The sequence below is a fragment of the Nonomuraea fuscirosea genome (assembly GCF_003001935.1).
Classification (GTDB): Bacteria; Actinomycetota; Actinomycetes; order Streptosporangiales; family Streptosporangiaceae; genus Nonomuraea; species Nonomuraea fuscirosea.
On sequence record NZ_PVNG01000002.1, the window covers coordinates 1 to 25,155 of the forward strand.

The 25,155-nt window shown below is 71.4% G+C and carries 19 protein-coding genes and 1 rRNA gene; 11 read left to right on the plus strand and 9 right to left on the minus strand.

All coding sequences use genetic code 11. The features are described 5' to 3' along the window. Positions 1-87, plus strand: a 5S ribosomal RNA gene (gene rrf / locus B0I32_RS03615); the annotation flags it as partial. Between the two features lie 181 nt (positions 88-268). Here the strand turns inward: rrf and B0I32_RS57430 are convergent. Beyond that, complete coding sequence (locus tag B0I32_RS57430; protein ID WP_181306974.1) at positions 269-415, minus strand: hypothetical protein; 147 nt, start codon at positions 413-415, stop codon at positions 269-271. Positions 416-755: 340 nt separating this feature from the next. On the opposite strand from B0I32_RS57430, the gene B0I32_RS03620 reads away from it, so the two are divergent. Continuing rightward, on the plus strand, positions 756-3,884 hold the full coding sequence (locus tag B0I32_RS03620; RefSeq protein ID WP_483870139.1) for a tetratricopeptide repeat protein: 3,129 nt from the start codon (positions 756-758) through the stop codon (positions 3,882-3,884). A 204-nt stretch (positions 3,885-4,088) separates the two neighbouring features. Here B0I32_RS03620 and B0I32_RS03625 read toward each other — a convergent pair whose 3' ends face one another. Beyond that, on the minus strand, positions 4,089-4,718 hold the full coding sequence (locus B0I32_RS03625; protein WP_106234928.1) for a LysE family translocator: 630 nt from the start codon (positions 4,716-4,718) through the stop codon (positions 4,089-4,091). A gap of 83 nt (positions 4,719-4,801) precedes the next feature. Between B0I32_RS03625 and B0I32_RS03630 the strand changes: the two genes are divergently transcribed. Next, a complete protein-coding gene (locus tag B0I32_RS03630; RefSeq protein WP_106234930.1) occupies positions 4,802-5,272 on the plus strand; it encodes an Lrp/AsnC family transcriptional regulator in 471 nt (156 codons plus the stop codon). Between the two features lie 74 nt (positions 5,273-5,346). Here the strand turns inward: B0I32_RS03630 and B0I32_RS03635 are convergent, their stop codons facing one another. Beyond that, positions 5,347-6,816, minus strand: coding sequence for a phosphodiester glycosidase family protein (locus B0I32_RS03635; protein ID WP_106234932.1), 1,470 nt, complete (start codon positions 6,814-6,816; stop codon positions 5,347-5,349). 261 nt (positions 6,817-7,077) lie between these two features. On the opposite strand from B0I32_RS03635, the gene trpS reads away from it, so the two are divergent. Further along, positions 7,078-8,040, plus strand: coding sequence for a tryptophan--tRNA ligase (gene trpS / locus B0I32_RS03640; RefSeq protein ID WP_106234933.1), 963 nt, complete (start codon positions 7,078-7,080; stop codon positions 8,038-8,040). Positions 8,041-8,300: 260 nt separating this feature from the next. Next, positions 8,301-9,089 (plus strand): hypothetical protein, encoded by a 789-nt coding sequence (locus B0I32_RS03645; RefSeq protein ID WP_106234935.1) that lies wholly within the window; start codon positions 8,301-8,303, stop codon positions 9,087-9,089. 19 nt (positions 9,090-9,108) lie between these two features. Here the strand turns inward: B0I32_RS03645 and B0I32_RS03650 are convergent, their stop codons facing one another. The 3 genes from B0I32_RS03650 to B0I32_RS03660 all read right to left on the minus strand — a co-directional run bounded on the left by B0I32_RS03650 (position 9,109) and on the right by B0I32_RS03660 (position 13,134). Continuing rightward, entirely contained in the window at positions 9,109-10,725 is a 1,617-nt protein-coding gene (locus tag B0I32_RS03650; RefSeq protein WP_106234937.1) for a PucR family transcriptional regulator, read from the minus strand. Between the two features lie 65 nt (positions 10,726-10,790). Next, positions 10,791-12,419 carry an AMP-binding protein gene (locus B0I32_RS03655; RefSeq protein WP_106234938.1) on the minus strand — a complete coding sequence of 543 codons (1,629 nt, stop codon included), beginning with the start codon at positions 12,417-12,419 and terminating at the stop codon, positions 10,791-10,793. Positions 12,420-12,432: 13 nt separating this feature from the next. Then, positions 12,433-13,134 (minus strand): TetR/AcrR family transcriptional regulator, encoded by a 702-nt coding sequence (locus B0I32_RS03660; RefSeq protein ID WP_106234940.1) that lies wholly within the window; start codon positions 13,132-13,134, stop codon positions 12,433-12,435. A 55-nt stretch (positions 13,135-13,189) separates the two neighbouring features. Here B0I32_RS03660 and B0I32_RS03665 point away from each other — a divergent pair, with 55 nt between their 5' ends. The 4 genes from B0I32_RS03665 to B0I32_RS03680 all read left to right on the plus strand — a co-directional run bounded on the left by B0I32_RS03665 (position 13,190) and on the right by B0I32_RS03680 (position 18,876). Then, a complete protein-coding gene (locus tag B0I32_RS03665; protein ID WP_106234942.1) occupies positions 13,190-14,641 on the plus strand; it encodes an MFS transporter in 1,452 nt (483 codons plus the stop codon). Between the two features lie 95 nt (positions 14,642-14,736). Beyond that, entirely contained in the window at positions 14,737-16,017 is a 1,281-nt protein-coding gene (locus B0I32_RS03670) for an aspartate aminotransferase family protein (protein WP_106234943.1), read from the plus strand. Further along, the gene (locus tag B0I32_RS03675) at positions 16,014-17,522 is read left to right on the plus strand and encodes a CoA-acylating methylmalonate-semialdehyde dehydrogenase (protein ID WP_106234945.1); all 1,509 of its coding nucleotides are present in this window, start codon (positions 16,014-16,016) and stop codon (positions 17,520-17,522) included. The genes B0I32_RS03670 and B0I32_RS03675 overlap by 4 nt, the downstream gene beginning before the upstream one ends. A 220-nt stretch (positions 17,523-17,742) precedes the next feature. After that, on the plus strand, positions 17,743-18,876 hold the full coding sequence (locus B0I32_RS03680; RefSeq protein WP_106234946.1) for an extracellular solute-binding protein: 1,134 nt from the start codon (positions 17,743-17,745) through the stop codon (positions 18,874-18,876). Between the two features lie 194 nt (positions 18,877-19,070). On the opposite strand, the gene B0I32_RS03685 is transcribed toward B0I32_RS03680, so the two are convergent. Then, on the minus strand, positions 19,071-19,271 hold the full coding sequence (locus B0I32_RS03685; protein WP_106234948.1) for a hypothetical protein: 201 nt from the start codon (positions 19,269-19,271) through the stop codon (positions 19,071-19,073). Between the two features lie 214 nt (positions 19,272-19,485). Then, positions 19,486-20,814: a 4-aminobutyrate--2-oxoglutarate transaminase gene (gene gabT, locus B0I32_RS03690; RefSeq protein ID WP_106234950.1), complete on the minus strand. Its 1,329-nt coding sequence runs from the start codon at positions 20,812-20,814 to the stop codon at positions 19,486-19,488. A gap of 92 nt (positions 20,815-20,906) precedes the next feature. Here gabT and B0I32_RS03695 point away from each other — a divergent pair, with 92 nt between their 5' ends. After that, entirely contained in the window at positions 20,907-22,775 is a 1,869-nt protein-coding gene (locus B0I32_RS03695) for a PucR family transcriptional regulator (protein WP_106234951.1), read from the plus strand. Here the strand turns inward: B0I32_RS03695 and B0I32_RS03700 are convergent. Continuing rightward, complete coding sequence (locus tag B0I32_RS03700; protein WP_106234953.1) at positions 22,741-23,367, minus strand: TetR/AcrR family transcriptional regulator; 627 nt, start codon at positions 23,365-23,367, stop codon at positions 22,741-22,743. The two genes, B0I32_RS03695 and B0I32_RS03700, sit on opposite strands and share 35 nt — an antisense overlap. A gap of 305 nt (positions 23,368-23,672) precedes the next feature. Between B0I32_RS03700 and B0I32_RS03705 the strand changes: the two genes are divergently transcribed. Further along, a complete protein-coding gene (locus tag B0I32_RS03705) occupies positions 23,673-25,100 on the plus strand; it encodes an aldehyde dehydrogenase family protein (RefSeq protein ID WP_106234955.1) in 1,428 nt (475 codons plus the stop codon). Positions 25,101-25,155: the final 55 nt, after the last annotated feature.

The following is a 25,155-nucleotide window of genomic DNA, read 5'->3' on the forward strand; positions in this document are numbered from 1 at the left end:
GGTTACATTCCGAACCCGGAAGTTAAGCTTCTCTGCGCCGATGGTACTGCACTCGGGAGGGTGTGGGAGAGTAGGTCACCGCCGGACAATCTTTCATGGAGAGGGTTCCGACGCTTCACAGCGTCGGGGCCCTCTTCTTGCATTTCCGCGTGTATGGGGCGTATTCCGGGCATGACGGCTTTCCGGTGGCGGCCCTCACGGGAGGGCGTCACTCTGGAAGTGTGAAGCGTTCTTCACCTTCGGGGCGAACTTCCAGGTCAGCGCGGCGTCATCGCCGGCGCTTGATCGCCTGGGCGGTTACGCCGGTGTCGCTCACTCTGGTGGCGGCAGGGGTGATCGACGTCTTCGCCGACGCCTTCGGGATGCGCGGCCCTTTGCTGGTCTTCTTGGACGAGCAGGACAGCCTGATCAGCATCGTGCTGGGAGTCGCCGGTCTGCTGACGGCGGTTGTGCTGGAGGTGGTACGGCATCGTCACAAGGCGGGTGACCCGGCCGGGGAGGTGGAGGCGCCCACGTCGGAACGACACCTTGGCCACGCAAGCGGCCCCGACCCGGCAGCTGCTTCCAACCCACACCTACTAGCGACGGACACGACCGATCCAGCCGTCAAGGGCGTTGGCGCGGGGAGCGACCCGAGTGGTGCCGACTCTCGTTCGGATGGGCCAGGCGGACCGGGTGGCGGGGACGCGAGCAGCGGTGGGGCTGGGGTTGTGGAACGTTCCATTGCAGTGGGAGGTGATAATCCGGGGGTGGCGATGACGGGGGATCAGGCCACGGCGGTGACTGTGGGGCATGTGGATGTCGCCGGGGATGTGCGGTTGCCGCCTCGGCCGCCGGTGCCTACGCGGCCCGTTCAGTTGCCGCCGCGGCCGCCGCGGTTGCTCGGGCGGGATGAGGTGGTGGCCGAGGTTCGGGCGCGGCTGGGGTCGGGGTGTGCGCAGCCGGGGGTTGTCGCCGTGTACGGGCTGGGCGGGGTTGGGAAGACGAGTCTGACTCTGGAGTACGCGCATCGGCATCAGCAGGAGTATCAGCTCATCTGGCAGCTGCCTGCCGCGGATCCGGCGGTGCTGTCGGCCGCGTTCGCCCGGCTGGCCGCGCTGCTGGGGTTGCGGGAGACGGTCGATGCCGCCGATCCGGTGGATCAGGTGCATGCGGCGCTGGCCGCGCGTACCGAACCCTGGTTGTTGATCTTCGACAACGCGCCCGAGGCGGACGCGCTGCGCCCTTTCCTACCGCCGGCGGGGCCGGGGCATGTGCTGATCACGAGCAGGTCGGGGAACTGGCCCAGGGAGCAGGGGCTGGAGCTGCCGGTGCTGGAGCCGGAGCCGGGGGTGGAGCTGGTGCTGGCGCGGTCGGGCCAGGAGGATGGCGCGGCGGCTGCGGCGGTGGTCGCCGAACTGGGGGCGCTGCCGCTGGCGCTGGAGCAGGCGGCGGCGTTCATGGCGGAGACGGGGCTCACCCCGGCCGAGTACCTCGACCTGCTCGACGGCCGACGAACGGAGCTGCTCGCCCAGGGGAAGGCGTGGGGGTATCGGGAGCGGGTCACCACCACGTGGCGGCTGTCGTTCCAGAACCTGAGCCGGACCAGCCCGCAGGCGATCGCGCTGCTGCGGGTGCTGGCATGCTGCTCGCACGAAGCCATCCCGTACCACCTGCTGCTGTCACCGCTGGAGGAGCGGACGCCGCGGGAGCTCTTCGCGGCCGACATGCGGCGGCAGCGCGCGTACGGGCGGACGCCGCGATCGACGGTGCGCCTGCTGCGGGACTTCCATCCCTGGCTCAGCGCGCTGGCGGTGCTGCGGGAGCTGCCGCGTGACGCGCTGACGATCAACGCGGCCGTCAGCGCGCTGCGCCGGCACAGCCTGATCACCCAGCCGGTGGACGGCATGGTGTCGGTGCACCGGCTGGTGCAGGCGGTCACCCTGGACCAGTTGGCACCCCCTGAGCAGCAGCGCTGGCGTGACGCCGCCGCCGTGCTGCTGGAGTCGGTGCTGCCCGACGATCCCTGGCAGGCCGGCTCCTGGCCCCGGTACGACCACCTGCTGCCGCACATCATGGCGGTGCTCACCCCGGTCTCGCCCGGCATGGACAAGACCGGGCAGTACCTGGGGGCGAGCGGCGACTACCGTACGGCGCGGTCGGTGTTCCAGGAGATCTGCGACGCGCTGACCGCGCGGCTGGGGCCCGAGCATCCGTCCACGCTGACCGCCCGCCACGAGCTGGCGCGCTGGACGGGCGAGCTGGGGGACGCGGCGTCGGCACGCAGGCAGTATGCCGGGTTGCTGCCGGTTCGGGTACGACAGGCGGGTCCTGAGCATCCGCTCACGCTGAGCGTCCGGCACGAGCTGGCGCGGTGGGCGGGGGAGCTGGGGGACGCGGCTTCGGCGCGCGGGCAGTACGCGGACCTGCTGCCGGTACGGGAGCGGGTGCAGGGCGCGGAGCATCCCGACACGCTGACGGTCAGGCATGAGCTGGCCCGGTGGACGGGCGAGCTGGGCGACGCGGCGGCGGCCAGGGACCTGTACGCGGAGCTGGTGCCCGTCAGGGAACGGGTGCAGGGCCCCGACCACCCCGACACGCTCACCGCCAGGGCGAACCTGGCGCAGTGGACCGGTAACGCGGGCGATCCGGTGGCCGCGCGTGACCAGTACGCGGCACTCCTCCCGGTACGCAGTCGGGTGTCCGGTTCCGAGCATCCCGACACCCTCGTCATTCGGGCGAACCTGGCCCAGTGGACCGGCCAGGCGGGTGACCCGGCGGCGGCCAGGGAGCAATACGCGGCCCTGCTGCCGATCAGAGAACGTGTGCAGGGGCCCGAACACCCGTCCACACTGATCAACCGGCACGAGCTGGCGCGCTGGACGGGCGAGCTGGGCGACGCGACGGCGGCCCGCGATCAGTACGCGGAGCTCCTCGTCGTCCGCGAGCGGGTGTCGGGCCCCGAGCATCCCGACACGCTGACGGTCAGGCATGAGCTGGCCCGGTGGACGGGTGAGCTGGGGGACCCGGTGGCGGCCAGGGACCTGTACGCGGAGCTGGTGCCCGTAAGGGAACGGGTGCAGGGCCCCGACCACCCCGACACGCTCACCGCCAGGGCGAACCTGGCGCAGTGGACCGGCAAGGCGGGAGATCCCGGGTCGGCTCGCGACCAGTGCGCGGCGCTGCTGCCCGTCAGGGAACGTGTTCTCGGCCCACAGCACCCCTCGACCCTGCTCACCCGGCACGAGCTGGCTCGATGGACGGGCGAGCTGGGGGACGCCGCCTCGGCCCGCGACCAGTACGCCGACCTGCTCGTCCGCCGCGAGCGCCGGTCCGGTCCTGAGCATCCGGACACTCTGACGACCCGGCACAATCTGGCGTACTGGACCGGCCGGGCGGGCGACGCGGGCGCGGCCAGGGATCAGTGCGCGGCGCTGCTGCCCGTACGGGAACGTGTTCTCGGTCCTGAGCATCCGGACACCCTGATCACCCGGCACAACCTCGCGTACTGGCACGGGCAGGCCGGCGACACGGCGGCGGCGCGGGCCGAATACGCGGCGCTGCTGCCGGTCAGGGAGCGCGTGTCGGGCCCCGAGCATCCCGACACGCTGACGGTCAGGCATGAGCTGGCCCGGTGGACGGGTGAGCTAGGGGATCCGGTGGCCGCCAGGGACCTGTACGCGGAGCTGCTGCCGGTCAGGGAACGGGTGCAGGGCCCCGACCACCCCGACACGCTGACCGCCAGGGCGAACCTCGCGTACTGGACCGGCAAGGCGGGAGACGCGAGGTCGGCCCGCGATCAGTACGCGGCGTTGCTGCGGGTCAGGGAACGGCTGCTGGGTCCAGGGCATCCCAGCAGTCGCACGACCCGGGAGCAACTGGCTTACTGGACGGCTCGCGCTTGAGCGGAGCGCCGGGTGAGCGTCGCGTCCGCGAATGGACGGCTCGCGCTTGAACGGAACGCCGCGTGGGCGTCATGTCCGCGAATGGACGGCTCGCGCTTGAGCGGAGCGCCGCGTGGGCGTCGCGTTCGCGCAGGGACGGGCCGCGCTTGGTGGCTCTGCGTGGACGGACCGCGCTTGATGGTCGCCGCGTGGACGTGGTCCTGCTCAGTGGGTGCCGAGGGTGGCCGCCGCGACGACGAGGAGCAGGGTGCCCGACACGGCCGAGACGCGGCGGGCCGCCTTCGGGGTGCCGGTCAGGGCGCGGCCGGCTCGGGCGGTGAGGGTGGCGACCAGGCCGTAGAGCAGGGCGCAGTTCACGATGTGCAGCAGGCCGAGCGCGGTGAGCTGGAAGCCGAGCGGCACCCCCGTCCCGGTCGAGATGAACTGCGGCATCAGCGACAGGTACAGCAGCAGGCCCTTCGGGTTGAGCAGCGCCGTGAGCAGGCTCTGCCGCAGCACCTTGCCGGACGGTTCGGCGGTGGGGGCGGCGAGCGCGTGGCCGCCGCGGTTCCGTAGCGCCATCAGGGTTCTGACGGCGAGGAAGACGAGGTAGGCGGCGCCGGCGTACTTCATCGCGGGCAGCGCGGCGGGCACGGCGCGCAGTGCGGCGGCCAGCCCGGCGGCGGCCAGGGCGGTGTGCACGGCGTAACCGCCGCAGATGCCGGCCACCGCGGTCAGCCCGGTCCTGCGGCCCTGGCCGAGCGAGCGCGCCATCACATACAGCATGTCGGGCCCCGGGGTGCAGATCAGCAGGAGGTCCATCCCCAGGAACAGCAGCAGGAGGTGGGTGTCCATAGCAGCGACGCTAGCCGAAAGGGGCTGGCACACGATGGTGGATCCGTGCCCGTGCAGGGGCGCTCGTGGCAGGATATTGCGCCATGGACGCCATCGACCGCAGGATCCTCCAGGAGCTGCAGCGGGACGGGCGGCTCAGCAACACCGAGCTGGCCGATCGGGTGGGGCTCACGCCGTCGCCGTGCCTGCGCCGGGTGCGCCATCTGGAGCGGACGGGCGTCATCCGCGGCTACCGGGCGCTGCTCGACGGGGACGCGATCGGGCGCGGATTCCAGGCGTTCGTGACGGTGGTGATGCGGTACGAGGACCACGACACCGTCGCGGAGTTCGAGCGGCGGGTGGCGGAGATGCCGGAGGTGGTCGAGGCCCATCGGCTGTTCGGGGATCCGGACTTCCTGCTGCGGGTGGCGGTGGCGGACGTGCGGGCCTATGAGCGGTTCTACTCGGAGACGCTGTCCGGGCTGCCGGGGGTGGCGCAGGCCACCTCACATCTGGCGATGAAGGCCATCAAAGCGGACGTCGGCCTCCCGGTCACCGACCATCGAGCACGCTGACCCCCACATCGGGGGTTCCGTACGACACGAGAAGGGACCCGCACGTGGCATGCGGGTCCCTGAGGCCGAGGGGACTACTGGGGCAGGACCAGGAGGGCGTCGCCGACGCCGCGTTCGGCGCCGTCGGAGGGCCGGTTGACCACCTTCTTGTCCACGAACAGGGCGGTCGAGCCGCCGCCGTCAAGGTTGATCGCCTGCGTGGCGCCCAGCCAGCGCATGAACTGGGCCGCCTCGACGAAGTTCGCCCCCACCGTCACCCCCGGCTGGCGCCCGTCGATGGTGGCCAGGATGAGGCTGCCGTTCCTGGTGGTGCCGAGGAGGGTGCGCGGGTGGCGGCGCAGGATCATGTTCATCGAGTCGTGCCCGTCCCGCTTGGCGGTGATCTTCGTCTTGCCGTTGCGGACGAGGCCGACGCCGCCGGCGATGACGTTCAGGTCGGGGGTGAGCTTGAGGGCCTTCTTGGTGCGCAGGTCCACGACCTTGCTCACCACGTCGACCTTCCACTCCTGCCAGGCGTGCTCGTTGAGCCAGTCGGAGCCCACGCCGTTGCCGTGCAGCACCCGCGTGCCCTTGGCCACCGCGGCGCCCGAGGCGCGCAGGCCGGTGACGCGGCCGGTGGCGTCGAGGACGGCGTCGGTGCCGCCGGTAGGGGTCTTGGCCCCGTACTCCTCGGTGTAGAGGACCAGCTCATCGGTCGTCGCGGCCCGGTTGATGCCGTTGACCTCGACCCGCTCGCCGTCCTGGGAGATCGCGGTCACGTCGGTCTTCAGTTCGGTGATCTTGGCGGTACGGCCTCTGAGCACCACGGCCGAGCGGCCGGGCACGGCCTCGCTCAGCAGCCTGCCGCCGACGACGGACGCGCCGACGGGCTCGCCGCGCAGCGCCTTGTCGGTGTGGATGTTGAAGAAGCCGCCGTTGACGGCGACCACGGCCTTGCCGGCCTTGGCCATCGAGGAGACGGTCTCCCGCTTGGCCACGCTGGTGCCGAGCGTGGCGGCGTACGAGCCGCGGAACGTCCGCGCGTCGATCATGACGACCTTGACGTCCCAGGGGCCGGTGGTCTTGAGCCCGTCGTCGCCGAGGTAGTCGACCTTGACCTTCAGCCCGGCCTCTTTGAGTTTCTTGGCGCTCTTCTCGGCCTTCTTCTTGTCCTTGAGCGACCACAGGCCGACGCGGACCATGTAGACGGTCTGGGAGGGGGCGTCGGCGACGCCGGGGCGGACGACCTTCTGCAGGCTGGCGGTCTCGCCGGCCGCCTCCACCTCGGCGACCCTGGCCTCGGCGGTCGGGAGCATCCCGTAGTCACGGCCGCTCGGCATGAGGACCGTCACCGTGTAGCCGTCGGTGGACGAGCCGGCCTTCACGTCGTACAGGTCGATGCCCTGCGTCACGGTGGTCATCGTCTTGGTCGGCACAACACGTGCGCCCAGCGGGAACCTGGCCGACGGGAACCTCACCGAGCTCAGCTCCGCGGTCGCGGGCTGCGCGGTGAGGGGGAGCGCCGCGGCCATGGCCAAGCCGGCGGCGAGGGTACGTCGAGACATGAACTCTCCAGAGGGCGGAAAAGGGACCGCACCATAGTGGCGAGATCATGGTCTTCAGTTCAGGAGAACACGCGAAACGAGTAAAGAGGTTACGAGATTGACACCACATGTGGATATGATTTGGATATGACTCGCAACTGCATGTGGTGGCGGCCGACAGACGGCCGCTGACATTCGCATGCAAGGGCCGTCCCTGGGACGGCCCACCGACGCGGGCGGCTTCTCTCCGGGACGGCACGATTCCGGAGGAGAAAAGACCTGATGAACGACCTCGTGCTCACGGGCGACCGCCCGACCGGCCCGCTGCATCTGGGCCATTACTTCGGCTCACTGGCCAATCGGGTGCAGTTGCAGGATCGCTATCCGATGTACGTGCTGATCGCCGACTACCAGGTGATCACCGACCGCGACGTGCCGGGCGAGATCCGCAAGCACACCACCGACCTGCTCCTCGACTATCTCGCGGTGGGGATCGACCCGGCCAAGGTGACCATCTTCCAGCACAGTGCGATCCCCGAGCTGAACCAGCTCCTGCTGCCGTTTCTGAGCCTGGTGTCCGTGGCCGAGCTGCGGCGCAACCCGACCGTCAAGGACGAGATCGCGCACAGCTCGCAGGCGGCCGTGAGCGGCCTGATGTTCACCTATCCGGTGCACCAGGCGGCCGACATCCTGTTCTGCAAGGGCACGCTGGTGCCGGTGGGCCGGGACCAGCTCCCGCACGTGGAGGTGACGCGGCTGGTGGCGCGGCGCTTCAACGAGCGTTACGGCGAGGTGTTTCCGCTGCCGGAGGCGCTGATGGGCGAGCAGCCGCTGCTCAGAGGGCTGGACGGCGGCAAGATGAGCAAGAGCCGGGGCAACGCGATCCCCCTGTCGGCCACCGAGGACGAGACCGCCGCCCTCATCCGCAAGGCCGTCACCGACCCGGATCGGATGATCACCTACGACGAGGAGCGGCGTCCCGGGGTGGCCGGGCTGCTCACGCTGGCGGGCCTGTGCCTGGGCCGGTCGCCGGGCGAGCTCGCCGAGGAGATCGGCGACGGCGGCGCGGCCACGCTCAAGCGGGTGACGACCGAGGCGGTCAACGAGTTCCTGCGGCCCATCAGGAAGCGCCGCGCCGAGCTGGGCGCGGACGACGTCCGGCGGATCCTGGTCGAGGGCAACGAGCAGGCCAGGGAACGGGCGGTCCGCACGCTGGAGGAGGTGCGGGTCGCGATGGGCTTCTGAACGGCGCGACGGCAGGGCGGTCATTTTCGGAACGGCGCCGGTGGGAAGTCATGCCTTTCCCGGCGGCGCCCTTTCGAAGGGGGCCGGGCGGCGTGCGTTTCGGAGAACGCGGTCATGCGGGGGAGGACATTTCCCGGACATTTGGCGAGGTCAGAAAGCGGAAGAGCGCCAGAGATTATCGTGTAAGTCGTGCGTCGATCCCCATTCTGGCCACAAAGCCGATTCGCGTTCGCCCCTGACCTCGCCGTCCGGAAAACGTCATGACCGGCGCCTGGCAACCGCCCGACCAGCATCCGTCCGACCAGCATCCGTCCGACCAGCGACCGTCCGACCGGTTCGAGCGCGACCAGCGACCGCTCGATCAGCGGCAGCACCGTCAGCCGCCGCCGGTGCCGGGAGACGAGCGGTGGCGGCCCGGGCCGTCGCTGCCTGTCACGCCGCCCACTCCAGCCCTCGGCATCATCTCCCTGCTCATGGGCGGGATCGGCGCGGCGGCGGCGTTCTTCCCGCTGCTGCGGCTGCCGGGGGTGCTGCTCGGTCTGATCGGCGCCGGGCTCGGCTTGGTGACCGTGGCCGTCAAGTCGCTGGGCGGCAAGCTGCTCGCGGCCGGCGGGTTCGCCCTGGGGCTGGCCTCGGTGCCGATCGCGGTGCTGCTCCTCCTCCAGCAGCTCGGGAAGCCGGCCGCGATCGTCCCGCCCCTGTCGGTGAGCTCGGCCGAGCCGTCCCGTAAAGCCACCACACTGACGGGGCCGGCCGAGGTGGAGTTCGAGGTCGACGGTTACGGGGTCGACGTCGCCGCCGTGGCGTACCGGATCGACGGCCCCTCGCGGAAGGCGGGCACGGTGGACGACGGCTACGCGGAGCTTCCCTACCGGCGGAAGGTGGAGCTCGACCAGGCGCCGCTGAGCATGTGGCTGATCGCCGGCCGGAGTCGTGAGCAGGGCAGCCTCGTCTGCCGGATCAGGGTGAACGGGCTCGTGCTGTACGAGGAGCGCGTCTCGGTCGACTCCACGGCGTCGGAGTGCAAGGCGGAGTGGTGGGTGTCTTGACGGTCGGCACGCTACGGCGTCAGCGGCTGTCTCTTCGGAACGACTCCAGGGCCAGCAGCGCCACGTGCAGGGAGAGGCAGGACTCGACGTCGTCGAGGTCGGTGTCGAGGATGCGCTCCAGGCGGCGCAGCCGGTCGTAGAAGGCGGGCCTGGACAGGTGGGCCTTCTGCGCGGCGACGGCCTTGTTGCGCCCGCAGTCGAGGTAGACGCGCAGGATCCGGGTCAGGTCGCCGCCCCGCTGCGCGTCGTGGGCCAGCAGCGGGCCCAGCTCCCGCTCGGCGAACGTCTGCAGCCTGGCGTCGTCGCGCAGCAGGTGGAGCAGGCCGCGCAGGCGCAGGTCGGGCAGCCGGTAGTAGGCGCGGCCGTCGGGCTGGCGGACCGCGACGTCGGCCACCTGCTCGGCTTCGAGGAAGCTGCGGCGTACGTCTCTGATCGACTCCACCACCGAGCCGGCCGCCAGCACGAACGACGAGCCGGGCCGCCACAGCACGCGCAGCCGTTCGGAGAGCGAGGTCAGCGCGGGCTCGGCCTGCGTGCGCGGCGGCAGCGGCATCAGCACCCCCACCCGCTCCTGGTCGAGCGCGCCGACCAGGGCCGGCAGGCGGGCGTCGCGGCAGGCGGCGGCGGTGGCCTCGGCCAGCTCGCCGAGCTGCGCCTGCCCGTCGAGCGCCTGGTCGATGGGCTCGGTCGGCCTGATGACGACGCTGATCAGCTTGCGGCCGGTGAGTGGCACGCCCACCGCGCGGGCGCGGGCGGCGGCCTCGTCGGGGTCGGCGTAGGCGTGGGTGAGGATGCCGGTGATGATGGTGCCGTGCGCCTGGCGCTCCAGCGACTCCTGGTGGCGCTCCAGCAGGCGGCCGAGGGCGAGCGTGGTGGCGGCCCGCTCGGCCAGCACCATGTCACGCGGCGACGGCTGCGCGTCGCAGAGCAGGATCAGCCGTCCCCAGTCCTGCCCGCGCGCGCCGACCGTGGTGACCAGCCAGCCGGAGGCCGGATCGTACGCGGTGCGCTCGGCCGGAGCGACGGCCCTCGACCTGGTCTCCCAGCCCGCCAGCAGGGCGCCCGCGTCGCGCCCCGCCGACTCGGCGGCCAGGACCTGGTGGGCGAGGTTCTCCAGCAGCACCGGCCGGCCCGACAGCCGGGCCACCTGGGCCAGCACCTCGGCCGGCGAGGCGCCCTCGACCGACAGCTCGGTGAAGACCTCGTGCAACTGCTCGGAGGCGCGCAACTCCTCCAGCTGGATGTCGATGATGCGGGCGTGCACCGACTCGGTGATCTGCACGAACGGCGTCTCGCGGGTGAGCACGACGACCGGCAGCCCGTGCGCCTCCGCCGCCTGGACCACGACCTGCGGCAGCTCACCCACGAACCGGCGGCCCAGCTCCACGATCAGCCCCGAGGCGCCGACCGAGGAGAGCTCGCCGATGTAGTCGGCGAGCTTGTCGGGGTCCTCAGGCAGGGCCACGCCCGTGGTGAGGACCAGCTCGCCGCCGCGGAGCAGCTGGGCGATGTCGGCGATCTCGCCGACGTGCACCCACCGCACCTTGGTGTCGAGCCGGTCGGCGCCCGCGACCACGCGCGGGCTGCCCCGGCGCACGGTCTCCAGAGCGAGGACGTCGGCGATGGTGGGGAGCACGGGCCGAGCCTATCCGATCAGCCTGTAAGAACGGTGGGAGGCCGATTGACAGTCTGCCAACCCGGTCACGACTGAAGATCCTCTTCGCGGTATTCGCGGCGGGGCTCGCGGACCCGCAGCTCGACGCGGCGGATCTTGCCGGAGATCGTCTTCGGCAGCTCGTCGAACTCCAGCCGCCGCACCCGCTTGTACGGCGCCAGCTCCCTGCGGCAGTGCTCGAAGATCGACCGGGCGGTGGCCTCGTCCGGTTCGTGGCCGGGGGCCAGCGTCACGTACGCCTTGGGCACGGCCAGGCGTACCGGATCGGGGGCCGGCACCACGGCGGCCTCGGTCACCGCCGGGTGCTCCAGCAGCACGCTCTCCAGCTCGAACGGCGAGATGCGGTAGTCGGAGGCCTTGAAGACGTCGTCGGTCCTGCCCACGTAGGTGATGTAGCCGTCGGCGTCGCGGGTGGCGACGTCGCCCGTGTGGTAGTAGCCGTCACGCATTGCTTCGCCCGATCCACCGATATATCCGGACATGAGGCCGAGGGGGCGGCGGTCGTCCAGCGGCAGGCAGATCTCACCGTCGTCGCCCTGCTCGCCCGAGACCGGATCGATCAGCACGACCTGGTAACCGGGCAGCGGCCGGCCCATGGACCCGGGCCTGACCGGCTCGTCGGGCGCGTTGCCGATCTGCGCGGTGGTCTCGGTCTGCCCGTAACCGTCCCTGATGGTCAGGCCCCACGCCTTGGCCACCTGGTCGATGATCTCGGGGTTGAGCGGCTCGCCCGCGGCCACGGCCGTGCGCAGCGGCAGCTTCCACGCCGTCAGGTCCTGCTGGATGAGCATCCGCCACACGGTCGGCGGCGCGCAGAACGTGGTGACCCGCTCGTCGCGCAGCACCTCCAGCAGCGCGGGCGCGGAGAAGCGCTGATAGTCGTGGACGAGCACGGTGGCCCCGGCGTTCCAGGGGGCGAAGACGTTGCTCCACGCGTGCTTGGCCCATCCCGGCGAGGACACGTTGAGGTGCACGTCACCCGGCCTGATCCCGATCCAGAACATCGTGGACAGGTGCCCGGTCGGATACGAGGCGTGGGTGTGCTCGACCAGCTTCGGCTGCGAGGTCGTGCCGGAGGTGAAGTAGAGCAGCAGCGTGTCGTCCGCGCGGGTCGGCGCGTCGGGGGTGAAGGTCTCGGGCGCCTCGTACGCCTCGTGGTACGGCAGCCACGTGTAGGCATCGCCGACCGCGATCCTGGTGTACTCGCCCGGCCCGAACCGGCCAGCGTCGGCGGCGTTGGCGATGACGTGGGAGACCCGCCCGCGCTCGATCCGCTCCGCGATGTCCTTGCCGGTCAGCAGCGTGGTGGCCGGGATGACGACCGCGCCCAGCTTCATCGCGGCCAGCAGCGACTCCCACAGTTCGGCCTGGTTGCCGAGCATGAGCAGGATCCGGTCGCCCCGGCGCACGCCCTGCTCGGCGAGCCAGTTGGCGACCTGGTTGGAGCGGGCCGACAGCCCGGCGAAGGTGTACTCGGCGCCGCTCTCTCCGACGATCTTGAGAGCGACGGCGTCGGGGTTCTCGGCGGCCAGCACCCCGTCGAACCAGTCGAGCGCCCAGTTGAACTCGGCCGTCTCCGGCCATCGGAAGTCGCGGCGGGCGGTGTCGGGGTCGGCGCCGAGAAGGAAGTCGCGGGCGGCACGGAAATCGCTCATGTCCCGGATCCTGCTACGTGACCAGCCGCCGCTCAAGGCCGTCGAGCACCGACAGCAGACCGAAGTCGAAGGCGACCGCCCGCATCACCCGTGGATCCTCGTAGGTGTCCATGTCGATGCGTTCCAGCATGTCGGGAAAGTCGGCGGCGGCCTTCATCACCTGCGCGCGCATGGCGTCGGCGTCGTACTCGCCGTCGACCATCGTGGCGTTCCAGGCGATCTCGGGCAGCGTCATGCCGTAGATGTAGGCGGTGAACGTGGCCACGGCGTAGTCGACCTCGTAGCCGGTGAAGCCGGCCAGCTTGAACGTCTGCCGCATCCGGTCGGCGACCCGCATGGCGTTGGGCCCGAGCGCGGGCAGCCGGCCGAGCAGGTGGGCGAGCCACGGATGGCGCAGCATCACCTGGCGCACGCTGTGGGCCGTCACGGAGGCCGCCTCGCGCCAGCCCACCTCCTCGGGGTCGGGGACGGTGATCGCGCCCCACGTCTCGTCGTAGGCCAGTTCGAGGAGCTCGTCCTTGTTGGCGACGTACCAGTAGAGGCTGGTGGCGCCCGCGCTCAGCTTGGCGCCGAGCTTGCGCATGCTCAGCCCGTCGATCCCCTCCTCGTCGAGCAGTTCGAGCGCGGCTCTGACGATCTCCTCCCGGCTGCGGCCGGGGCTGGTGGCCTTACGCGGCTCGCGGAGCCACACGGAGGAGTACGCCTTGCCTGTCATACGTCCAGCCTAAATCCACTCGCACACTGTACGAGGACTGTCGTACAGTGTGCGAGTGAACTCGAACACTGTACGAGACCCCCGTCGCTGGTGGATCCTCGCCGCCTTGTGTCTCGCCCTGCTGGTCCTGGTCATCGACAACATGGTGCTCAACCTGGCCATCCCGTCGCTGAACCAGGAGATGGGCGCGACCCCGTCCGACATCCAGTGGATCATCGACGCGTACGTGCTGGCCTTCGCGGGGCTGCTGCTCACCGCGGGCAGCCTGTCCGACAAGTACGGCCGCCGCCGCTTCCTCATCATCGGCCTGGCCTTCTTCGGCGGCGCGTCCCTGCTCGCCGTGCTCGTCACCGAGCCCTGGCAGCTCATCGCCGCCCGCTTCCTGATGGGCGTCGGCGGCTCGCTGGTCATGCCGTCCACGCTGTCGATCCTGATGACCGTCTTCGACGACGGCGAGCGGCGCAAGGCCATGGCCGCCTGGAGCGCCGTGGCGCTGGTCGGCATGGTGTCGGGCCCGACCCTGGGCGGCTTCCTGCTGGAGCACTACTGGTGGGGCTCGGTCTTCCTGCTGAACGTCCCGATCGCCGCCGTCGCCATCGTGGCCGCGGTGGTGCTGATGCCCGAGAGCCGCAGCGCCGGGCGCACGATCGACCCCGTGGGCGCGTTGCTGTCGATCGCGGGCCTGACCGCGGCCGTCTACGTGATCATCGAGCGCGAGTGGAACATCCCGGTCATCGCGCTCGCGGTCGTCGCCCTGGGCGCCTTCGTGCTCTGGGAGCGACGCAGGGAGGAGCCCATGCTGCCGCTGCACCTGTTCGCCAACCGCAACTTCAGCGGCGCGTCGTTCTCGATCCTGCTGATGTCGTTCGGCGCCGGCGCGGTCATGCTGATGCTCACCCAGTACCTGCAGTTCGTGCTGGGGTACGGAGAGATGCAGGCGGGGCTGGCCCTGCTGCCCTACGCCGTGGCCGCCGCGATCTTCAACGGGGTGGGCGCCGGGCTCGGGAAGCGGCTCGGCAACCGGGTGCTGGTCGCGGCCGGGCTGCTGCTGATGGCCGGCGGCTTCGCCGTCATGGCGCTGACCACCGGGTATCCGGCGCTGCTCACCGGCCTGGTGATCATGGGCATGGGCGGCGGCCTGGCCGGGCCCTCGGCCTACGCCTCGCTCATGGGCGCCATCCCGATCGAGCACGCCGGCGTCGGCTCGGCGCTGAACGACACCGTCCAGCAGGTCGGCATGGCGCTCAGCATCGCGGTCCTGGGCAGTGTCCTGGCCGGCCGTTACACCGCGGAGATGCCCGCCGGCCTGCCCGCGGTGGCGCGCGAGTCGATCGGCGGCGCGCACGCGGCCGGCCTCGGCGAGGTCGCCGACCAGGCCTTCACCTCGGCCATGCACCTCGGCGCGTGGGTGGGCGGCGCGTTCTGCGTGGCCGCCGCGCTGCTCGCGTTCAGCGTGCTGCGCCCGGCCGCGCCGGCCGCCGCCGCTCCGGAGCCGGCCCAGGTCTGAGCCCGCTCACGGGTTTGCAGGGTGTAAGGCAAGACTTCTCCCCTCCGACATGTTGCAGGAGCAGGTCGGTCCCAGAAAAAGGGATACTCGGTAACATGTCGGAGCTTCTCGCGCGCCACCGGGCAGTGATGCCCAATTGGCTGGCCCTCAACTATCACGACCCCATCGAGATCGTCAGTGGCAAAGGCAACCGCGTCATCGACGCGGACGGCAAGAGCTACCTCGACTTCTTCGCCGGGATCCTGACCAACATGATCGGCTACGACGTGCCCGAGGTGCGCGCGGCCGTCGAGCGCCAGCTCGCCACCGGGGTGGTGCACACCAGCACCGTCTATCTGCTGCGCGGCCAGGTCGAGCTGGCCGAGAAGATCGCCCGGGTGTCCGGCATCCCCGACGCCAAGGTGTTCTTCACCAACTCCGGCACCGAGGCCAACGAGACCGCGCTGCTGCTGGCCACGTACGCGCGCAAGAGCGACCAGGTCCTGGCCATGCGCCAGAGCTACCACGGGCGCAGCTTCGGCGCGATCAGCGTCACCTCGAACCGCTCGTGGAAGAACAACTCGCTCTCCCCGCTCAACGTGCACTTCCTGCACGGCGCCGACCGGCACCTCGTCCAGTTCGAGGGCCTGTCGGACGCGGACTACATCAAGGCCTGCGTGGACGACCTGCGTCACGTGCTGGCCACGAGCGTCTCCGACGACGTGGCCGCGCTGATCGCCGAGCCGGTGCAGGGCGTGGGCGGCTTCACCATGGCCCCCGACGGGCTGTTCGCCGCCTACAAGGAGGTCCTCGACGAGCAGGGCATCCTGTTCATCTCCGACGAGGTGCAGACCGGGTGGGGACGGACCGGCAGCTCGTTCTTCGGCATCGGGAACCACGGCGTGACCCCCGACATGATCACCTTCGCCAAGGGCCTGGGCAACGGCTTCGCGGTCGGCGGCGTGGTGGCGCGCGGCGACCTCATGGACGCCCCGCACGCCGTGGGCCTGTCCACCTTCGGCGGCAACCCGATCTCCATGGCCGCGGCCAACGCCACCCTCGACTACGTGCTCGACCACGACCTCCAGGCCAACGCCGCGCGTACCGGCGAGATCATCATCAGCGGGCTCAAGGCCGCGGCCGAGCGCCTGTCCGTGGTCAAGGGCGTGCGCGGCAAGGGGCTGATGTTCGCGGTCGAACTGGAGACGCCCGCGCAGGCGGGCCGCTTCATGGAGCTGACCAAGCGGGCGGGCCTGCTGGCGGGCAAGGGCGGCCTGTACGGCACCGCCATCAGGATGGCCCCGCCCCTCACCCTCACGGTGGAAGAGGCCACCGAGGGCCTGGGCATCATCGTCACGGCCCTGGAGACCATCGACGCGGAGGCGGCAGCTCAGTGAAGTCGGTCAAGCACTGGATCAACGGAGCCCTCGCCGACGGCGACCCCGCGCGTACCGCGGAGCTCTACAACCCCGCCACCGGCGAGGTGAGCGGCCACGTCGCGCTGGCCTCCGCCGCCGACGTGGACGCGGCCGTCGCGGCGGCCGTGGCCGCCTTCCCCGCCTGGCGGGACGCCTCCCTGACGAAGCGGGCGCAGGTGCTGTTCCGCTTCCGCGAGCTCATGTACGCCCACCGCGACGAGCTGGCCGCGCTCATCTCCTCCGAGCACGGCAAGGTGCACTCCGACGCGCTCGGCGAGGTGGCCCGCGGCCTGGAGGTGGTGGAGTTCGCCTGCGGGATCCCGCACCTGCTCAAGGGCGGCTACTCCGAGGGGGTCTCGACCCGGGTGGACTCCTACTCGATCCGCCAGCCGCTGGGCGTGGTGGCCGGCATCACGCCGTTCAACTTCCCGGCCATGGTGCCGATGTGGATGTACCCGATCGCCATCGCCTGCGGGAACGCGTTCGTGCTCAAGCCGTCGGAGAAGGACCCGTCGGCCTCGCTGCTCATGGCCCGGCTCTGGCAGGAGGCGGGACTGCCCGACGGCGTCTTCTCCGTGGTGCAGGGCGACAAGGTCAGCGTGGACCGGCTGCTGGAGCACCCGGACGTGCGCGCGGTGTCGTTCGTCGGCTCCACCCCGATCGCCCGGTACGTCTACGAGACCGGCACCGCGCACGGCAAGCGGGTCCAGGCGCTCGGCGGCGCCAAGAACCACATGCTCGTGCTGCCCGACGCGGATCTCGACCTGGTGGCCGACTCGGCGGTGTCGGCGGGCTTCGGCTCGGCGGGGGAGCGCTGCATGGCGATCTCCGTCGTGCTGGCCGTGGACCCGATCGGTGACGAGCTGGTGCAGAAGATCGTCGAGCGGGTGGAGCACCTGGTGGTCGGCCCAGGCGACGACCCCGCGTCCCAGATGGGGCCGCTGGTCACCGGGCCGCACCGCGACAAGGTGGCCTCCTACCTGGACCTGGGCGTCGAGGAGGGCGCCAAGCTGGTCGTGGACGGCCGCGAGACCACGGTCACCGGCGGCGGCAAGGCCTCCGAGACCGCCGGCTTCTGGCTCGGCCCCACCGTGCTCGACCACGTGCCCGCCGGGTCGCGGACGCACACGGACGAGATCTTCGGCCCCGTGCTGTCGATCGTGCGGGTCTCCTCGTACGAGGAGGGCCTGAAGGTCATCAACGACGGCCTGTACGGCAACGGCACCGCGATCTTCACCAACGACGGCGGCGCGGCCAGGCGCTTCCAGAACGAGGTCGAGGTCGGCATGATCGGCATCAACGTGCCGATCCCCGTGCCGATGGCCTTCTACAGCTTCGGCGGCTGGAAGTCCTCGCTGTTCGGTGACACGCACGTGCACGGCACCGAGGGCGTGCACTTCTACACCCGTGGCAAGGTCGTCACCTCCCGCTGGCTGGACCCCTCGCACGGCGGCGTGAACCTGGGCTTCCCCACGAACGGGTGAGCGGCGGTCACGGGCGGGAGCGAGCGACGCCGCTCCCGCCCGTGGTGCGGGCGCTGCTCCTGTTCAGCCCGGCACCGGTCCCGCACAGCACAGCGGCGCTTCAGCCCGGCGCCCGTCCCCTCCCGGCCCGGCGGCGCTTCAGCGCCGTCCCCGGTAAGCTCCTGCAGACGGACTAGGGGGCATCGTGAATCGTCGTCGTACTCACGCCATGACGTGTGCCATGGCGGTCGTCGCGACGGCGCTGGTCGCCGGTGTGGGCGCGGCCCGGCCCACCCCGTCGCAGGGCGGCACCGCCGCCAAGCCCGCTCCCACCCGTACCGCCACACACACGCCCACTCCGACGCCCAGCGCCACGCAGCTCGACGGCACCCTGCAGATCCTCACCTACCGCGGCTACGCCGAGTACGGCGGGGTCACCTCCAAGGTCAACTGGGTGGGCTCGTTCGAGAAGGAGACGGGCTGCCGGATCGCCCGGCTCGACACCGCGCAGACCGCCGAGGAACTGGCCGCCAGGGTCGGCGACCGCCCCTACGACGTGATCACCGCCGGGCCGGCGCTGGCGGGCGACCTGATCCAGCGCAAGCTGGTGCAGGCCATCGATCCGGCCAAGGTGAGCGGCTACCAGGACCTCGACAAGCGCTTCCGCGACATGACCACGGTGTCGGGCAAGGTCTACGGGGTGCCCTACCTGTGGGCGTACCACGAGCTCGTCTACGACCGGTCCAAGGTCGGGGGCGGCACGCCGGAGCAGGTGTTCTCGTCCGGGCGGACGGCGCTGCGCGACAGCCCCATGACGATCGCGGACGCGGCGCTGGCCGAGGGGTCGGCGAAGGATCCGTACGAGCTGAGCGCGAGCGAGCTCGACCGGGCCATGGCGCTGCTCGAACGCAACAAGGAGCGCACCTACTGGCGCAACCCGCTCGACCTGATCAAGGGCTTCGCCACGGGACGGCTCGACTACGCCCAGGTCACCCCCTACTACCGCCTGCTGCTGCAGCAGGCGGGCAAGCCGATCTCGGTGCTGCCCCAGCGCCGGACGACCGGCTGGGTCGACTCCTGGATGCTGGGCGCCAACCTGCCCGACACCACCTGCGCCTACCGGTGGCTCAACTGGATGACCGCGGCCAACGCCCAACGCGACGCGGCGGCCTGGGCCGGGATGGCGCCGGCCAACGACAAGGCGTGCAAGGGGCGGGCCAGGCTGATGTGCGAGACGTACGGGGTGGGGGAGGACAAGCGGCTCGACCGGGTGGCCTTCGCCGTCCGGCCGCCCGGGGGTTGCGCGGCGGATGACGGGGAATGCACTGATTATGCCGCCTGGGCCAAGCGCTGGCAGGAGCTGCTGGCCAAGTGAGTGAGGGCATCGATCCCCCACGATGACCGGGCCGCGGACCCGCCCTGTCCCCCGCTGGGCGAGGCCCGTCAAGAGGCGCCCCGGGCCTTCCCCCCGTCCCGGGGCGTCTCGGCGTTCCGCACCGAGACGGTGCTCAGGCCGAGACGGTGTTCCGCACCGAGACCGTGCTCAGGCCGAGACGGTCGGGAGGGCGGTCAGCGGGAAGGGAAGGCCACGACGGTGGCCATGGGGGCCGGCAGCAGCGCCTCCGCGCAGTCGCCGCAGGCCAGGACGGCCGAGTCGTCGGGCAGGCAGCCCACGCGCACGCGGGGCCGAGGCCACCGCTTGTGACAGACGACGCAGGCGTCGCCGTCGCGCTGGGCCGCGGACAGGCCCTCAGGGTCGAACGTCAACATACCTCGCGCCGTTCTGGTCGGACCCCAGTTCATCACGCTCCCAGCAGCCATCGCCCCTCCGTATGTCGGAACCGTTATAACCCTGACCGAGGCCATGAGCGTCCTGCTGCGCGTCAAGTCAGGGTGAATTCTCTACCCGAGTAGGGGCGGTTACACCACAAAAACGGGCATCCAGCCGCAAGCTGGGTGCCCGTTTCGTTGGGTTTCGTCGGCGCTAGAGCGCGGCGACGGCCTTCTCCAGGATCCCGAGTCCCTCCTCCAGGAGATGCTCGGGGATGACGAGCGGCGGCAGGAAACGCAGCACGTTGCCGTACGTGCCCGCCGTCAGCACCAGCAGCCCCTCCGCGTGGCAGCGCTTGACGATCTCCTGGACGGCGGCCGGGTTCGGTTCCTTGGTGCCGGGCTCGACCAGCTCGATCGCGATCATCGCGCCGCGTCCGCGCACGTCCCCGATCACGTCGAAGCGCGCCTTGAGCGCCTCCAGCCGGGGCAGCATGATCTCGCCGATCCGCCGCGCCCTGGCGACCAGGTCCTCGGCCTCGATGGTCTCCAGCACGCCGAGCGCGGCCTCGCAGGCGAGCGGGTTGCCGCCGTACGTGCCGCCCAGCCCGCCGGCGTGCACCTTGTCCATGATCTCCGCCCGCCCGGTGACCGCGGCCAGCGGCAGGCCGCCCGCGATGCCCTTGGCGGTGGTGATGATGTCCGGTACGACGCCTTCGTCCTCGCAGGCGAACAACGTTCCGGTACGCGCGAAGCCCGTCTGCACCTCGTCCGCCACGAACACGATCCCGTTCGCCCGGCAGAACTCCGCGATCCGCGGCAGGAACCCCCTGGCCGGCACGATGAACCCGCCCTCGCCCGCGATCGGCTCGATCACCACGGCGGCCACGTTGCCCGCGCCGATCTGCTTGGTGATCAGGTCGATGGCCTGCTCGGCGGCCTCCTCGGCGCAGTTCTCCGGCCCGCCGGGCCAGCGGAACGGGTAGGCCAGCGGCACCCGGTACACCTCGGGGGCGAACGGGCCGAAGCCCTGCTTGTACGGCATGTTCTTGGCCGTGAGCGTCATCGTGAGCAGCGTGCGGCCGTGGTAGCCGTGGTCGAACACCACGACGCCGGGCCGGCCGGTGGCGTGCCGGGCGATCTTGACCGCGTTCTCCACGGCCTCGGCGCCCGAGTTCACCAGGAAGGTGCGCTTGTCGTGGTCGCCGGGGGTCAGCTCGTTGAGCTTCTCGCACACCTGCACGTACGACTCGTACGGCGTGACCATGAAGCAGGTGTGGGTGAACTCGGCCACCTGCCGCTGCACGCGCTCGACGACCTTGGGGGCGGCGTTGCCGACGTTCGTCACCGCGATGCCGGAGCCGAAGTCGATCAGCGAGTTCCCGTCGGCGTCCTGCACCACGCCGCCGCCGGCGCGGGTGACGAAGACCGGCAGGGTGGTGCCGATCCCGGGCGGGACGGCGGCCAGCTTGCGGGCCAGCAACTCCTGCGACTTGGGACCTGGGATCGCGGTCACGACGCGCCGCTCCTGGGGAATGCTCATGGCTTCGACGCTACGGCGGGCTCTCATCTGGGCCGATACGTCGATATGGCACACTGAGGAGTCTCGTCTTAGCCGGAATGGACAAAACTTCTATGCCGCCTACGCTGCGGACCGTCGTGCGCCGCATGAACCTCCGGCCGCTGGCCGGAACCTCGGCGCCCGGGGTGCTGGAGGCCGCGGTGCGCTGGGTGGCGGTCAGCGAGCTCGCGGACCCGACGCCGTACCTGGAGGGCGGGGAGCTGCTGCTGACCACCGGGATGCGGATGGAAGGCGACCAGTCCCACTATGTCGCCCGCCTCGTCGCGCGTGGAGTGGCGGGGCTCGGCTTCGGCGTCGGGGTCTCGCACGAGGAGACGCCGCCGGCGCTCGTGACGGCCGCGGAGCGGGCCGGGCTGCCGCTGCTGGAGGTGCCGCGCGAGACGCCGTTCATCGCGGTCGGCAAGGCCGTCAGCGAGCTGCTGGCCGCCGAGCAGTACGAGGAGATCAGCCGGGCCTTCGCCGCCCAGGGCCGGCTGACGCGGGCCGCGCTGCGGCCGGAGGGCATGCACGCGGTCATCGACCGGCTGGCCAGGGAGGTCGACGGCTGGGCCGCGCTGCTGGACGAGTCGGGCGAGGTCCGCCACGCCACCCGGGGCGCCCGACCGGAGGCGGTCACCCACGAACTGATCCGGCTCCGGGGCGGCCGGCCCGCCGAGCCGTCCGGTCGCCGCGCGGAGATGACCGGCCCCCGTGTCGGGCCGTCCGGTCGCCGTGGCGAGACGGTGGCGCGGCCCGTCGAGGCGCGCCGTGGTGAGCCGGGCGGGCGGGGTGGTGAACGGGTGCCGTCGAGTCTCGCGTTGTCCGCGCCCGGCCAGCACATCGTGGTGCTGCCGCTGGGCGGCGGGGGCCGGCCGCGTGGCTTCTTCGCCGTCGGGGCCCGGCACACCTTCACGCCGGTCGCGCACACGGTGATCAACGCCGCGGGCTCGCTGCTGACGCTGGCCATGGAGCAGGGCAGGACCCGGCTGACGGCCGAGCGGCGAGTCCGTGCGGCCGTGCTGGAGCTGCTGCTGGCGGGGGATCGCGAGCGGGCCCGCGTGGTGCTGGAGCCGCTCGGCGGACGCCTGCCCGAAGAGCCCTTCGTGGTGCTGGCGGCGCCCCCGGAGGCCGTGGAGGCCCTGGAACCGCACGGTTTCACGGCCATGCACGACGGTCCGCCCCCCGTGCCGGAACGCGGCCGAGCGTCGGCCGGGGCATCGGCCGAGACGCCGGGTGGAGCGCCGGGGCGGGCATCGGCTGGGGCAGCGGGTCGGACGGCGGGTCAGGCGGGGCAGGTGGTGGTGGCGTTGGTCGCGCATGAGGTGGCTCATGGGGTGGCGCAGGAGGTGGCGGGCGGTGCGGAGGTGCCGGTCGGGCTGAGCCGGCCGGCCGGATACGCGGTCACCAGCCTGAGCACCGCGCTCGAACAGGCCAGGCGCGCCCTGGAGGCCGCCAGGAGCCGTGACGCCGCGGCCCGTGAGGCGGAAGGGCCTGGAGCGGGCGGGGCCGGAGACAGGGCGAAAGGCGGGTCTCAAGGCGGGTCTCAAGGCGGGGCAGGGCGCGGGGGAAGGGGTGGCGCGGGGCAGGGGGCCGGTTCAGTGGTCGGGTTCGATGAGCTGGCGGGTCAGGGGCTGCTGGGGCTGCTCGATCCGGCCGCCGCCCAGGCGTTCTCGGCCGCCGTCCTGGCCCCGCTCACCGCGTACGGCTCCAGGGCCGACCTCGTGGCGTCGCTGCGCGCGTACCTGGAAGGCAACGGTCACTGGGAGACGGCGGCGCAGCGGCTGGGCGTGCACCGGCACACCCTGCGCTACCGCATGAGACGGGTGTCGGACCTGCTCGGCCGCGACCTCGACGACCCGGGCGTGCGCGCCGAGCTGTGGCTCGCCCTGGAGGCGGCCGGCCACCCGGCTATTTCGGCTTCTCCACCAGATAGCAGCAGATAGTCGCCATGGTCACGGCCTCGTACGTGCGGCCGTCCCGCAGGTGCCCCGCCCGCTCCAGGCTGATCGCCCCCTGTGCCGCGGCCCACAGCGCGTCGGCGATCTTGCGCGGCTGCGTCGGGATCAGGTGGCCGGCCGAGATGCAGTCGGCGATCACCCGGTCGAGCATGTTGAGCGCCGCCCTGGCCAGGGTCCTGGCGCGCTCGCTCGGCTCAAAGCCGGGGATCGCCCGCTCGAACATCAGGCTGTAGTAGCCGGGCTCGGACAGGCACGCCTGCCGGTAGGCGGGCCCGAGCGCGTACAGCTGCTCCAGCGGGTCGCGCCGCTGCGGCACGGCCTCCATGAAGCGGCGGAACCGCTCGAACCCCTCCAGGTAGAGCGCCTCGGCCAGGCCCTCCCTGTTGCCGAACATCGTGTAGATGACGGTGGTCGTGCAGCCCGCCTCGGCGGCGATCCTGCGCATGGTCAGGCTCTCGGGCCCGTCGGTGTTGAGCAGGTTGACCGCCACGTCGAGGAGGCGGGAGCGAAGCTCGTCGTGAGTGGCGCGCTCACCAAGGAGGTAAGCGCCCTGCAGCCCCAGCGGCACCGAGGTCATGAGACCCCCCTCGTGCCCGAGGACCGGCCCAAGGACCGGCTCTGCGTCCTTGTGACCTCACGTTGTTCGGTCACGGGGCCCACGCCTTTCTGATCGGGGGCCCACCGCGCTGGAGACCCGCACCCGATGACTTAGCCAAGGCGGAGATCGCTCAAACCACTCCGCATGGTAAACATCCCGAATTAGGTCTACTTCTGTTACATCGTGGGTATACAACGGAGCTTGTACTTAACGGTGAGCCCTCGTGAGGCTCTTGTGCAACGTGGTGTAAATCCCCGGCTCACAGCTTGGCATAACGTCGAGGTATGGACGTGCGTACCTTCTGGCTGGCCGGCCGCGCCGCGACCGGGGACACCGAGCTCACTGTCACCAACCCCCATGACGGCCGCGAGGTCGCCCGGCACTCGGTGCCGACCGACGCCCAGGTGGAGGAGGCCGTCGCCGCGGCCCACGCGGTGGCCAAGGAGGCCGCCGCGCTGCCCGTGCACGTACGGGCCGAAGCCCTGGCCCACGTCTCGCGCCGGATCGCCGAACGGGCCGAGGAGATCGCCCAGCTGATCACCGCCGAGAACGGCAAGCCCATCGTCTGGGCCCGCGGCGAGGTCGGCCGGGCCGTGGCCACGTTCCGGTTCGCCGCCGAGGAGACCCGGCGCTGGTCGGGCGGCGTGCAGCGGCTCGACACCGAACCGGCGGCGGCCGGCCGGCTGGCCTACGTCTCGCGCGTGCCCCACGGCCCCGTGCTGGCGATCACCCCGTTCAACTTCCCGCTCAACCTCGTCGCGCACAAGGTCGCCCCGGCCATCGCGGTCGGCGCGCCCGTCATCGTCAAGCCTGCCCCTGCGACGCCGCTGTCCTCGCTCCTGCTCGGCGAGATCCTGGCCGAGACCGACCTGCCCGCCGGCATGTTCTCGGTGCTGCCGATCGAGAACGAGCGCGCCTCCGCCCTCGTCCAGGACCCCAGGCTGCCGGTGGTGTCGTTCACCGGCTCGGCCCCGGTCGGCTACGCCATCGCCGACCAGGTGCCGCGCAAGCACGTGACGCTGGAGCTGGGCGGCAACGCCGCCGCGGTGGTGCTGGCCGACGCCGACCTCGACTGGGCGGCCCAGCGCATCGCGCTCTACTCCAACTACCAGGCAGGCCAGAGCTGCATCGCGGTGCAGCGGGTGATCGTCGAGCGCCCGGTCTACGACGCGTTCGTCGAGCGCCTGGTCCCCGCCGTCGCCGGCCTCGTCACCGGTGACCCCGCCGACGAGAAGACGCAGGTGGGGCCGCTGGTCTCCGAGGCCGCCGCGGCGCGGGTCGAGCAGTGGGTCCAGGAGGCGGTCTCGGCCGGCGCCAAGGTGCTGGCGGGCGGCACCCGCGAGGGCGCCACCGTCGCCCCGACGGTCCTGGCCGACGTGCCGCACGACGCCAAGGTCGCCTGCGAGGAGGTCTTCGGGCCCGTCATGATCCTCCAGCCGGCCGCCTCGATCGACGAGGCGTACGCGATGGTCAACGACTCCAGGTACGGGCTGCAGGCCGGAGTCTTCACCCGGTCGCTGGACGCGGCCTTCCGGGCGAACCGGGAGCTGGAGGTGGGCGGCGTGATCGTCGGGGACGTGCCGTCGTACCGGGCCGACCAGATGCCCTACGGCGGGGTGAAGGACTCGGGGGTCGGGCGCGAGGGGCTGCACTCGGCGATGGAGGACTACACCTACGAGAAGGTCATGGTGCTGACCGGGCTGAGCCTCTGACGAAGCTCCCGACGTGAAGGCGCGGGGGGCCGTCACCCGGCCGGGTGACGGCCCC